The 12,439-nt window shown below is 60.0% G+C and carries 13 protein-coding genes; 7 read left to right on the top strand and 6 right to left on the bottom strand.

What is annotated here, in order from left to right:
• Positions 1–7: 7 nt before the first annotated feature.
• The 4 genes from cheT (at position 8) to visR (ending at position 4,128) form a co-directional block, all read left to right on the top strand.
• Positions 8–400 (top strand): chemotaxis protein CheT, encoded by a 393-nt coding sequence (gene cheT / locus B3605_RS09375; protein ID WP_112942789.1) that lies wholly within the window; start codon positions 8–10, stop codon positions 398–400.
• 215 nt (positions 401–615) lie between these two features.
• Positions 616–2,304 carry a flagellar basal-body MS-ring/collar protein FliF gene (gene fliF, locus B3605_RS09370; RefSeq protein ID WP_112942788.1) on the top strand — a complete coding sequence of 563 codons (1,689 nt, stop codon included), beginning with the start codon at positions 616–618 and terminating at the stop codon, positions 2,302–2,304.
• A 314-nt stretch (positions 2,305–2,618) separates the two neighbouring features.
• Positions 2,619–3,365: a transcriptional regulator VisN gene (gene visN, locus B3605_RS09365; protein WP_018898416.1), complete on the top strand. Its 747-nt coding sequence runs from the start codon at positions 2,619–2,621 to the stop codon at positions 3,363–3,365.
• A 13-nt stretch (positions 3,366–3,378) separates the two neighbouring features.
• Positions 3,379–4,128 (top strand): transcriptional regulator VisR, encoded by a 750-nt coding sequence (visR, locus tag B3605_RS09360; protein WP_018898417.1) that lies wholly within the window; start codon positions 3,379–3,381, stop codon positions 4,126–4,128.
• Between the two features lie 10 nt (positions 4,129–4,138).
• On the opposite strand, the gene B3605_RS09355 is transcribed toward visR, so the two are convergent.
• From B3605_RS09355 to motA, 6 genes are all read right to left on the bottom strand, one after another.
• The gene (locus B3605_RS09355; RefSeq protein WP_112942786.1) at positions 4,139–4,579 is read right to left on the bottom strand and encodes a hypothetical protein; all 441 of its coding nucleotides are present in this window, start codon (positions 4,577–4,579) and stop codon (positions 4,139–4,141) included.
• 4 nt (positions 4,580–4,583) lie between these two features.
• Positions 4,584–5,663 (bottom strand): flagellar biosynthesis protein FlhB, encoded by a 1,080-nt coding sequence (gene flhB, locus B3605_RS09350; protein WP_112942785.1) that lies wholly within the window; start codon positions 5,661–5,663, stop codon positions 4,584–4,586.
• A 126-nt stretch (positions 5,664–5,789) separates the two neighbouring features.
• Positions 5,790–6,830 carry a flagellar motor switch protein FliG gene (gene fliG, locus B3605_RS09345; protein ID WP_018898420.1) on the bottom strand — a complete coding sequence of 347 codons (1,041 nt, stop codon included), beginning with the start codon at positions 6,828–6,830 and terminating at the stop codon, positions 5,790–5,792.
• 29 nt (positions 6,831–6,859) lie between these two features.
• Positions 6,860–7,429 carry a flagellar motor switch protein FliN gene (fliN, locus tag B3605_RS09340; RefSeq protein ID WP_112942784.1) on the bottom strand — a complete coding sequence of 190 codons (570 nt, stop codon included), beginning with the start codon at positions 7,427–7,429 and terminating at the stop codon, positions 6,860–6,862.
• A 61-nt stretch (positions 7,430–7,490) separates the two neighbouring features.
• Positions 7,491–8,429, bottom strand: coding sequence for a FliM/FliN family flagellar motor switch protein (locus B3605_RS09335; protein ID WP_112942783.1), 939 nt, complete (start codon positions 8,427–8,429; stop codon positions 7,491–7,493).
• A 6-nt stretch (positions 8,430–8,435) separates the two neighbouring features.
• Entirely contained in the window at positions 8,436–9,308 is an 873-nt protein-coding gene (gene motA / locus B3605_RS09330; protein ID WP_018898423.1) for a flagellar motor stator protein MotA, read from the bottom strand.
• Between the two features lie 274 nt (positions 9,309–9,582).
• Between motA and flgF the strand changes: the two genes are divergently transcribed.
• From flgF to B3605_RS09315, 3 genes are read left to right on the top strand one after another with little or no spacing between them, the layout of a single operon-like run.
• Entirely contained in the window at positions 9,583–10,317 is a 735-nt protein-coding gene (gene flgF / locus B3605_RS09325; RefSeq protein ID WP_112942782.1) for a flagellar basal-body rod protein FlgF, read from the top strand.
• A 16-nt stretch (positions 10,318–10,333) separates the two neighbouring features.
• Positions 10,334–11,722 (top strand): flagellar protein export ATPase FliI, encoded by a 1,389-nt coding sequence (gene fliI / locus B3605_RS09320; protein WP_112942781.1) that lies wholly within the window; start codon positions 10,334–10,336, stop codon positions 11,720–11,722.
• 46 nt (positions 11,723–11,768) lie between these two features.
• Positions 11,769–12,314: a flagellar protein gene (locus tag B3605_RS09315; RefSeq protein ID WP_112942780.1), complete on the top strand. Its 546-nt coding sequence runs from the start codon at positions 11,769–11,771 to the stop codon at positions 12,312–12,314.
• Positions 12,315–12,439: the final 125 nt, after the last annotated feature.

Here is a 12,439-nt window from a genome sequence, read left to right as displayed (position 1 = left end):
GGTCCTAATGAACGTGAATGCACAGGCGGATCAACCGTCGCCGGTCGAAGCTCTGCCCGATATCCTGATGCGGGTCGTGTCCGAACTGCACGACATCGCCTATCTGATCGAACGGATCGAACCGCAGCTTCTTGAGATCGGCGGCGAAAATCTGCTGAACGCGCCCGAAAGCATGAAGGTGCTCCAGGGTATCGACCTTGCCGTGCAGAAGGCACGCGGGATCGCCGAGTTCATCGACACGATAACCGGCGAGATCTCCAATGAGTGGATGGTCGACGTCGCAACGGCGCTCAGCCTCGTGAAGCTCAGCGAAATGCAGCGGGCACTGGGCGGTGGCGGCATGCGCCATGGTCATTCCCAGCCGATCAACAAGGCTGCGGGCGACTTCGATTTCTTTTAGAGCATGTCGCGCGCAAAAGCGTGCAGCGGTTTGCGATGCCGACACGCGATAAAACAATGGCTTGAAGCGTGGCGCGCAAATCCGAAGGATCGCTGCACGCTCTAGCCGGCATTCTTACTTAAACGTCAATACGAAACGCTCGCACAAGTTTCGGCTTTTATAGGTCAAATTAGGCGATAGGCCTGCTTTGTCTGTAAAGATCGTGCGAGAACAGAATGAATCTGTTAAATCAATTAGTTCCGATTATTAGGAACTTTAGTTCCCTTGGGCGGAATCGCCTGCTGGCGTTGGCCGGCATCGGGGTTGTTTCCGTGGCGCTCATTCTCGGCGCCGCTCTATTCGTTAACAAACCTGCTCAGGAAACGCTTTATGTCGGACTTGATTCGTCCGATCTGAACCAGATCAGCATTGCGCTCGCCGAAGCCAATATTGCATTTCAGGTCGGCTCCGACGGTTCGAGCATCACAGTGCCCGCCGGCATGACCGGCAAGTCGCGTCTGCTGCTCGCCGAAAAGGGCCTGCCCAACAGCAACAACGCTGGCTACGAACTCTTCGACAAGGTCGGCTCGCTCGGCCTGACCTCCTTCATGCAGGAAGTGACCCGCGTTCGCGCGCTGGAAGGTGAGATTGGCCGCACGATCCAATCGATCTCCGGCGTATCGGCGGCGCGCGTGCACATCGTCATGCCCGAGGTCGGCAACTTCCGCCGTGCCGAGCAGAAGCCGACGGCATCCGTCATGCTTCGAGCGAGTGCCTCGACCGGCCGCGCTGCGGCAAGCTCCATCCGTCACCTTGTCGCCTCGGCCGTGCCGGGGCTTGATGTCGGTGATGTGACCATTCTCGATTCCGCCGGCCAACTGCTCGCCTCTGGCGACGAGGCCAGCAACAGCAACCTCAACCGCTCGCTCGGTATCGTCCAGAACGTCCAGGATGAAGTCGAATCCAACATCGACAAGGCGCTCGCCCCGTTCCTCGGCATGGACAACTTCCGCTCCAGCGTTACCGCCGACCTGAACACGGACGCGCAGCAGATCCAGGAAACCGTCTACGATCCGGAATCCAAGGTCGAACGCTCCATCCGCACGACCAAGGAAGCGGCCCAGTCCCAGCAGACTGCGAACGACAACGCCACCACGGTTCAGCAGAACGTTCCGCAGGCGGCTCCTCCAACCGGTGGCTCGAACGGTCCGGCCTCGCAGGACAAGTCCGACAAGAAGGAAGAGCAGACCAACTACGAGATCAACAGCAAGACCACGGCGACGACCCGCAACAGCTACAAGGTTGAAAAGCTCTCGATCGCGGTTGTCGTCAACAAGGGTCGCATCGCAAAGATGGTCGGCGAGCCTGCCGACCAGACGAAGATCGACGCTTACCTCGCCGAGATGCAGAAGATCGTTGCCTCGGCTGCAGGTATCCGCACCGATCGCGGCGACGTGGTCACCGTCACGGCCATGGACTTCCTCGAAAACCAGCTCCTCGAGGAAACCGGTTCCGGCGTCCGCGTCATGGACATGCTGAGCCGCAACCTCGCCGGCATCATCAACTCGCTCGCCTTCGTGGTCGTGGCCTTCCTGGTCATCTGGATGGGTGTCCGTCCGATGGTCCGCAGCATGACCGGTGGCGGCACGGCGATCGGTGGGGACACGTCGATCGAAAGCGCCGGCCTCGAACTTCCGGACTTCGCTCCGGCAGGCGACGCAGGCGGCGGGGCACTTATGGATGGCTTCGGCTCGGACTTCGGCTTCGACAGCACCGAGGATCTCCTCAGCCTCGGCGACGACGACGGCAGCTTCAATCGCCGCGTCAAGGAAGGGCCGGAGCGCAAGCTCGCCCGAATGGTCGAGATCAACGAGGAACGCGCTGCGAAAATCCTCAGGAAATGGGCGGTCGACAACGCCGCATAACAAAAGGGCCGGGAAACCGGCCCTTATCTTTTTTGGCACATCGGAAACACGAAAACGGTGCATGACTCGCGTTTGACGCGAATCGTATTGCCATATGGCCTCGAATCATCTTAGCTTACTATAACTTCTAAGAGATGAATTCCTTGTGCGAATCGGTGCACAGTTCGTAACGAAAGTAAATCCCCAGAACTCGGAGATGGTGGTTTGCTCTCATTGACGTACCTTTTGGATGATTCGCGGAGAAGGTGCATTTCGTTGCTGACAGACGTGATCAAGCTTTTTTCGTGATAAGTTCTCAGCCTCAGGAATTGCCAATGGACATGCATATATTGCAAGCTCTCAAGAGCGAAACGAGGACAGGGAACTTCGTCGGGATTGCTGCGACCAACCTGTCATCGCGCTCGGAACTCATTGCCCAGCTGTGTGAGATAGCGGGCACGGGAAGGTTGCAGCCGGGGCTGCGCATCCTGACCGATTACGTGGGGGCTTCGCACTATCTCCTGGCGCGCGCTGATCTCTTGCAGGAAGCAGGCCTCGATTTCGTGGTCTCGTCCGATTGGCCCTTTGATCTCGTCACCAATCTCGCAGAGGCGTTCGTCGGCGGTTTCGGTCGTGCCACAGAGCTTGAGAAGTGCATGCAGCTCTTCCAGCCGCACTTCGCCGTCTTGCCAGACACGGCTGACGTTCCCGATGGCGCAAGCCGCCAGTATTGCTCGCTGATGTTCAATATCGGGCGCTCGCGCCTGGCGCTGATGTTCCTGTTCGATGATGGCTTCATCCTCTCGCAGGAGCGCCTGAGGGATGTCGGACTGCTGACGGCCTATTACACGAGCCTGCTGCAGTACAGCGGCACCAAGTCCGATCGCGACTTCGAACTGACCGATCGCGAACTCGAGTGTCTATTCTGGATCGCCGAAGGCAAGACCAGCGATGAAATCGCGATGATCCTCGGCATCTCGCGAAACACGATCAACAACTACATTACCAGCGTCATGCGCAAGACGGCGACGAAGACACGTTCCGAAGCCATCGCATTCGCTGTCAGAAATAACCTGGTGTAAGGAGGACGCGCTCATGGCATATGCATCGGGCCGGTCGATCAGCAGCTCCGACACCATCTCGCGCTCCACGCGCGCCAATAGGGTCAGCAGCCGATCCGATCTTTTCCCACGCCTCGTCGCCATGCAGAAGCTGGCCGATGCGCAGAACTTTGCGGTCTATCGTTTGTCGGGCTCCGGCCTGCCGGCCAAGCAGCGCCTGATCTGCGAGCTGGAAAACTGGGGTTCTGCCAACGCTTCGCTGCACAAGGCCTTTGTCGATGCTTACGGCGATGCGCTGATCGAGCATGTCGAGAAGTCGCTCCTGCCGCTCGCCTGGGCCGGCAGCCACGATCGCAGCTTCCCGGGCGCCATCGGCATGGCGCCGTTCGTCGTGCGGCTTCCAGATGGCCTCGTGCCGTTCTCAGGCCTCGCTTTCCCCGTTCGCCTCGGCGCGATCGGCAATGGCTTCGTTGTCTTCACGGGCGATGATCTCGATCCGCCGAACGACATGGTCGTCGAACTGCACGGTCGCGCCTGCCAGGTGATGATCGACCTGCTCTCGCTTGACGAACGTCGCGTGGCCGCCGCCGAAGCGCTGAGCGAACGCGAGATCGCCTGCCTGCAGCTCGCCGGCGATGGCCGCATCAGCGAAGAAATCGCCGACAAGCTCGGTCTGTCCGTGCACACCGTCAACGCCTATCTGGGCTCGGCGACGATCAAGCTCGATTCGGTCAACCGCATCCAGGCGATCGCCAAGGCAATCCGGCTCGGTTACATTAGCTGAGAAATAATACTTAGCTGGCGAGCGCCTGAAGCGGCGGTACGTTGTAGCGCGCCTGATTGAGGCTCTGCTCGAGAAACGCCGTGTTTTCGTGCGGATTCGCCGAAGGGTTCTCGAAAGCGATGTGGTTGATCTCGATGCCGGCATGTTCGGCGGCGAGGGTAAGCTGCGCGTATACGGTTACGCCGCGTGGCTTGATCTCGAGGTCGATGACGACCTCCGGTTTGCCACCCCATTCCAGCGTATAGCTGCCGCCATGACCGAAATTGACGGTGCCGGGATGGAAGAACATCTCGGCTGCCGAGGAAACGAGGTCTGAAAGATTGCCGTAATACTCAAATCGCAGGATCGAAATCAGGTCCGAAGCATCAAGCAACCGCAATTCGGTGGCGACTGGGCTGATTGCTTCGGCAAGAATCTTCTCGCGCTGGGCAGAGTAGGGGCATTTTTTCATTCGTTTATCTTACCCGGTTGTTCTTGGCCTGCGCCGCGTACACCCGATGAATGAGCTCCGCGACGGCCTTGTAGAATACTGACGGGATGACACTATCCACCGAGACTTGCGCAAACATGGAGCGCGCAAGCGGCGGATCTTCGAAAACCGGTATTCCGTTCGTCTCGGCGATCTCTCTGATTTTTAACGCAATTAGGTCCTGGCCCTTGGCAACGACGATAGGCGCGTCGTTTTCCTCGCGCACGTAGCGCAGGGCAACCGCAAAGTGGGTCGGGTTGGCGATGACCATGGTCGCGCGCGGCACGTTGGCGATCATGCGGCGCCTTGCGCGGTCGCGCATCAGCGCGCGCTGGCGGCCCTTCACAAACGGGTCACCCTGCGATTGCTTGTTTTCTTCCTTGATTTCGTGGCGCGACATCTTCAGTTCGGTGAACCAGTGATAGCGCGTCCAGAAGAAGTCGACGATCGCCACCAGCGCGGTCGCGACCAGGACGACGAGCGTGATCTTCTGCATGGCCGACATCATGCGGGTGAAGATCGTTCGCGGATCGGAGAATAGCGCGTCGATAGACGCGAAGTAGTCGCTGCGCAGCAAAAGCACCATCACGACGCCGACGATGACGATCTTCGTCAGCGATTTGCCGAACTCGATGAGGCCCTGGAGGCTGAAGAGCCGCGACCAGCCCTTGGCGGGCGATATGCGCGACCATTGCGGCCTGATGCGCTCGAGCACCGGCACGGGCAGGTTCTGGCCGATCGAAGCGGCAACGCCGAAGACCATGAAGAGAATCATCGCCGGCGCGAGCAGCTGCGCGCTCACCCAGCCAAGATGGACGAAGAGCGACAGCACGTCGGTGCCGGTGTCGATCTTCCACTGGTCCGGCTGCTCGAAAATATCCTTGAGCGATGCCCCGACCACGCTGAGCCCGTTCGGCAGAAAGAAGATGAGATAGATGTAGGTGGCGAGAACCGTGGCGAAGAGAGGCAGTTCGCGCGAGAAGGGGGTATTACCTTTCTCTGCCGCGTCGCTTTGCTTTTTCGCGGTAGGCGCTTCTGTTTTACTGTCCTTGTCGTCGTCCGCCACGGTCGCGACTCCTGGTCAAAAAGAAAAGGCCGCGCCAGCGCGCGACCTTTGCTTTTGTAGTCCCCGTGGATGCCGTGATCAATCGCGGCGTTCGTCTCGGGCCTATCTGTACACAGTAACAGCGGCTTAGGCGGCAGCCGCACCCTCTGCTTCGCCTTCCTTGAGCTGGATCTGGCCGGAATTGGCCAGGCGAATCGCTTCCTGCGCGATGGCGCGGCGTGCGATTGCGATCTCGCGCGGGTTGATACCCGTCGTACCACTCTGCAGGTCGGATTCGATCATGCGGCGCTGACGCGGGCTGATCGAGGCGAGAACGGCTTCCTTCATCTCCGAAGAGGAGCCGCGTAGCGCCATGGTCAGGATATCCGCGGAAATGTCGTTCAGCAGCATGACGCGGCTGCGCTGCGGCATGATCATCAGGTCTTCGAACAGGAAGATCTTCGGACGAACCTTGTTGACCGATTCGCGGCTGATCGATTCGAGCGACGTGAGCAGGGTATCGACCTGCGGCTTGTCCATCTCGTTCATCAGCTCGGCAACCTTCGTCGAGCCGATCGAATTCTTCTCGGCGTCGATCTCGGCGAGCAGCGTCATGACCTGCTTTTCGATGATCTGTGCCGCCTTCGGGCTCACGGATTTCAGGTTGACGGTACGGTTCATGATGTCGGCGCGGCGGCCGTCGGGAATCTGCATCAGCACCTTGGCGCCGAAGGAAGAGGGCATCATGGACAGGATGTAGGCAACCGTCTGCGGGTGTTCGCGCAGCAGGAACTTGCCGATGAAGGCGGGATCGCCTTCGCCCAGCCGGTCCCAGATGGAGGTTTCATAGGCCTGGAACGCCGTGCGGCGGCCAAGCAGGCTGTCGACTTCGTCGGGCGTCAGCCCTTCTTCGAGGATGCTTTCGATCGCCTTGGCGTTGTCCATCAGACCTGCACCTTCGGTGAACAGATCCTCGAACTCGGCCACGAGGCCGAGCAGCTCATCCGGCGGGATCGCGCGCAGAGCCTGCGCGGATCCGATAATCGTCTGCAGTTCGGCCTGCGTGAAATACTTCAACAGTCTGCCAGCAACCCCTTTCCCCATCGCGAGGAGAACGGCCGCTGCTTTCTCAGCCTGGGTCAACGGTTTCTCGGCAAGAGCGCCGCCGAAATCGTCAAAGTCCATCATGGTCTAACCTCTCCGTCCCTACAGCGGGATCAGGCTTTCTTAGTACCTAAAACTTCTATCAGTTTTACGCCAAAACGTGTGTCGTCATTTTCGAGAACGGTGATCTCGCCGCGCGCGATCTTGCGGCCATTCACCATGATTTCGACCGGCTCGCCGATCTTCTTGTCCAGCGCGATCGTCGCGCCTTCGTTGAGGTTCATCAGGCCTGAGACCTGCATACGGCTGCTGCCGAGCATGATCTGAACATCGATCGGGATGTCCATGATCAGATCCATGTTCGACTGCATCGCGCTGCCGAGCGGGGCTGCGACGCCAGGGGTCGCCGAGCTGTCGCCAAAATCGGACATGCCGCCGAAGTCCGTGGAGCCGCCGAAATCGCCGCCGCCGAAGTCCGTGTCGGTGCCGGTTTCCAGATCGCCGCCAAAGGCCGACAGATCGGTACCGCCGCCAAACGCGTCGAGACTATCGCCGCCGAAATCGGGCATGCCGCCTTCCGCGTCGGTTTTCAGAACGCCACGCAGATCATCGATAGCCTGATCAAGCTCGGCTTCGTTGCCTGGTTGCTCGAGATCCGTGCTCTTTGTTTTTTTCGTCGCCATGAAATCACTATTCCAGTTGAAACTTGCCTCAACCTGCCTTTGGGGCAGGGGCCGAAATCCGTTAATTCATTAAGTAGCGGATGAGGTCGTCATCCGAGTTGATCGTATCCTTCACCCGGACGGTATAATTCTCGCCCGAGCGTCCCAACTCGCACACGTAAAGCTCTTTGCTGTTGGCGCTGACATCGACGCGGACGTCGCCGCTGTCGAGGAAGGGAATAACATCGCCAGCGGCGAGCTTGGAGATGGTGCGCAGCGTCAGCTCCTGAAGATGGATCTTCGCTTCCAGTGTCACCTGCGAGCGCCGAACCTGCTCGCTCATCTGCTCCGTCCATTCCGACGAATTGGCCGATGCGTTCTTGGCGCGCGGCGCGACCACGGTCGTCTTCAACAGCGCTGCCTGGGGAACGATCAGCGAGAATTCCGATGTGATGCCTGACAGCGTGATCGACATGTTGATCGCCGCGGCGAATTCATCCGGCTTGTCGTCGGGAGCCTTCGGCCGCGTCTCGGCGGCGTGCGGAGGCTCAAGGCTAGGCTCGAACCCGCCAGGCGCGTTGACCGCCGAGCGCAGGACGTTGGCGATCTTCTCGAACACGGTGACGGCAAGTTCCAGCTCGATGATCGAGAGCAGGCGATCCGCCGGCTGCTCGACCGTCTCGGGCGATGCGCCAAGCAGATGCTCCATCAGCGTGATGACGAAGCCGTTGCCGCAGGAAAGCGTGAAGTCGGGCGACCAGTTGCGAAGCGATCCGTCGACCAGCGTAACGCTGTCTCCGAGATCGGCGACCAGGTCATGCTTGTAGCCGGCGTGGCAACCGAGATAGTTGACCTGCACGTCGAGGTCGGTCTCGCTCTTGATGACATCGGGGAGAAACACCCGGTAGACGTCGCCGAACGCGGCACAGAGCTTTTCAACCGTCGCCTTGTCGCCCAGCCGGCCTGTCAGCTTCGCGAGCAGGGCGTCGTCCATGACTGGTTTCTGGAGTTGAGCGTTCATGTCCGTTTAGGCCGCCTTGTTCTCACCACCGGGGTTCATCATTTCCTGCTCGACGGCATCGATCGAAGGACGCTCGTAGGCCGAGATCGTCTTGCGGCCATATTCGAGAGCAACCTGCGGAACCGAGCCGTTCATGTAGGCAAGCAGCGTCTGCTTGACGATGACGTAGAGGCGGTGCTGCTTCGAGCGCACGATCTTGATCTGCGAGGTGATTGGCGAGCACACGCAATAGGAAAGCAGAATGCCGAGGAAGGTACCGACGAGCGCCGAGCCGATCAGGTGACCGAGAACTTCCGGCGAATCGTTGATGTGCGCCATGGCCTTGATGACGCCGAGAACGGCCGCGACGATACCGATCGCCGGGAAGGCGTCGCCCATCGTCTGGATGGCGTGGTAGGGCTTCATCTTGTCGTGAAGGATCGTGTTGATCTCTTCGTCCATCAGGGCTTCGATCTCGTGGCTGCGAGCATTGCCGATGATGATCAGGCGAACGTAGTCACAGATGAACGCGGTGATTTCCTTGTTCTTCAGGATGGTCGGCGCGGACTGGAAGATCGACGATTCGGCCGGGTTGTCGATGTGGGCTTCGATCTCGTTGCGCGACTTTGTGCGCAGGTCGCGCATCAGCGAGTAGAGAACGCCGAGCGTGTCGAGATAGTTACGTTCCTTCGGAACCGAATGCTTGAAGGCTTCGCCGAGCGCCTTGCCCGAGTCTTTCACGACCTTCATGGGGTTGGCCATGATGAAGCTGCCGATGCCGGCGCCGCCGATGATGACGAGCTCGAAGGGCTGCCAGAGCGCGTCGATGTGACCGCCCATGGCCATGAAGCTGCCGACGATACAGCCGCAGACAATCACAAATCCGATAATGATATTCATCGCCAGTCCAAACCTGATCGTTATTTTCAACCGAAGGGATAGGAGGGCTAACTTGCGTGAGGCTGATCCTCGCCTTGACGATTAAGCTTTCCGGCAAGCTTTTTGCCAAGCATTTTAGATGCCAGCTTCGCGCAAGGATTTGCTGACAATCTACAGGTGACGAATGGGCCACCATGCCCATGTCTGAGATGCCGCCTCAGCGGAATCGGGGTCGAACACACCACAAATGCCCGGGTTTCGTAACGTTCATCGCCAATGCCAGGAGCCTACCCCGATGCAATCCGGTCTTTATGTTTCTCTGTCGTCGCAGATGGCACTTATGCGTCGCCTCGACACCATCGCGGACAACCTGGCAAACGTGAACACAACAGGCTTTCGTGGCACCGAGGTCAAGTTCAATCAGCTGATCGGCGATACCGATAACAAGCTCAACGCGAAGATCGCATATGTTTCGCAGGGCAACGACTACCTGTCCGCCGACAATGGTGAAATGAACCACACCGGCAACATGCTCGATTTCGCGATCAAGGGCGATGCCTGGTTCTCGCTCGACACGCCGGCCGGCCGGGTTCTGACCAAGGATGGCCGCTTCACGCTGACCGATAACGGTGAGCTGGTCTCGGTGCGCGGATATCCGGTGCTCGACACCGGCGGCGGGCCGATCATGCTCGATAGAAATGCTGGCGAGCCGAAGGTCGGCGCCGACGGCATGATCTACCAGAACAACCGGCAGGTCGCTTCGCTGGGCCTCTTCGAGGCCGATATCTCCAAGGGTTACCTTCGCTACGAAAACAGCGGCATCATGACCACCCAGACGCCGACCGCCGTCACCGACCGCTTCAATGTCGGCGTCCAGCAGGGCTATCTCGAAAATTCGAACGTCAACGCGATGCGCGAAATCACCCAGCTGATCGAGGTCAACCGTGCCTTCGAAAGCATGACCTCGCTCACCAAGGACAGCGAATCTTCCTTCGGCGAAGCCATCAAGACGCTTGGCGGCAGCCGCTAAGCGGAAGGTTTGATCCATGGGCAATGAACAGCTGACCGAGGCGGCGCTTTCCAAGAAGCTCACCCATCTCGAAGCGCTTTCCGCACGCTACGCCAATCCCGATTTCATGATCGCGCCCGGCGGCCATGTGCAGACGATCGCGACCGGTCACTACACGGTCACGGGCCTCTCGCGCCATCTGCGGCTCGGGGAGTTCGTCGCCCACAAGTCTTCAACGGGCGTGCATCTCGGTGAAGTCGTTCGCGTCGAGCCGGATCTTGCCTATGTCTGCCCCATCGAGCCGGGCGAACCGATCGGTATTCATGACACCGTCATCCGCAAGGGTGCCTTCCGCATCGCGCCATCGGACAGCTGGTGCGGCCGCACCATCAGCTCGCTGTGCGAGCCGATCGACGGAAAGGGACCCGTTGTCGAGGGACTGAAGCGCCGCTCGATCTCCAACACCGCGCCGCCCTCGATGACACGCCAGCGTGTCGAGAAGGGGTTCAAGACCGGCGTGCGCGCGATCGACATCTTCTCTCCGCTCTGCTTGGGCCAACGCCTCGGCATTTTCGCCGGCTCGGGCGTCGGCAAGTCGACACTGCTCTCCATGCTTGCGCGCGCGGACGCTTTCGACAAGGTCGTGATCGCGCTGGTTGGCGAACGTGGCCGCGAGGTGCGCGAATTCATCGAGGATACGCTCGGCGCCGACATGCAGAAATCCGTCGTGGTGGTTGCGACCAGCGACGAAAGCCCGATGCTGCGCAAGATGGCGCCGCTGACGGCGATCACCATCGCCGAGCATTTCCGCGACCAGGGCGACAACGTGCTCCTGATCGTCGACAGCGTCACGCGTTTCGCCCACGCGATCCGCGAAGTCGCGACCGCCTCCGGCGAGCCGCCGATCGCGCGCGGCTATCCGGCGTCCGTCTTCACCGAACTGCCGCGCTTGCTCGAGCGCGCCGGCCCCGGCCCGGAAGGCACCGGCACCATCACCGCCATCATCTCGATCCTCGTCGATGGCGATAATCACAACGATCCGATCGCCGACTCCACCCGCGGCATTCTCGACGGCCACCTCGTGCTCCAGCGAAGCCTCGCCGATGAAGGCCGCTATCCGCCGATCGATCCTCTCGCATCGATCTCGCGTCTGGCCCGCAAGGCCTGGACACCGGATCAGGAGAAGCTCGTCTCACGCCTCAAGGCGCTTGTGCATCGCTACGAGGAAACCCGCGATCTTCGCCTGATCGGCGGTTACCGACAGGGTGCCGATCCGGATCTCGACATGGCGGTCAAGCAGGTGCCCGTGATTTACGACGTACTGAAGCAATCCCCCGGCGATCAACCATCCCCGGATTCCTTTGCCGATCTGGCCGGAGCCCTGAAGGCGGCCGCCGGCATCGGCAATCAGCCGGTGCGCAGATAGCCGGACGCCCGAAGATAGCCGACGATTGAAGATAGAAAGACTAGATGTGACCGATTTCGACGATGACGAAAAGATTCCGCCGCTGAAGCCACAGGGCCGCCGCAGGTCGACGTTCAACGATCGCGTGCTCACGATCACCGGCCTGCTGCTCGCCGGCGCGTCCGCGATCTTTCCGTGGTACGTCTTCTTCAACGAAAACAAGTTCGGCATCAATGTCGCCGAGGGTGACCGCACGCGCGACCTGCCGAACTGGCCGGCGCGCAATGTCTTCAGCGTTTCACCGCTGGCCATGGCCAACAAGAACCCGCCGGAAGTAAAGCCGGAGGTCCCCGTCGACCCGCTGACGACGGCCACGGTCTCCTCCATCGGCAAGGAAGACAACAAGGGCGCGCCTGCAGAAGATCAGCCATTCCCCGGAAAGTCGGCCTTTCGCCTGCTGCATGTCGCCAACGGCCGCGCGCTGATCGAGGATACATCGGGCATGTATGTCGTTCGCGTGGGCTCGATCCTGCCGGATGAAAGCCGCCTCGCCACGCTGGAACAGCGCGACGGCAAGTGGGTGATCATCACGTCCAAAGGCGAAGTCTACTGACGTAACCCACGTCGGGAACACACGAGGTCTTGGGGCTCCTTCGCACCGCGGGGGAGCCTTTTTGGTATCTCCCCATCCAGCCCGCCCTTATGAAGCAAGAACGCATTCTCCGTAAGTCTGACGCA

Source organism: Rhizobium sp. UBA1881, assembly GCF_002338015.1.
GTDB lineage: Bacteria > Pseudomonadota > Alphaproteobacteria > Rhizobiales > Rhizobiaceae > Rhizobium.
Note: the sequence above shows the minus strand (reverse complement) of the source record. Positions and strands in the feature narration are given on the sequence as shown.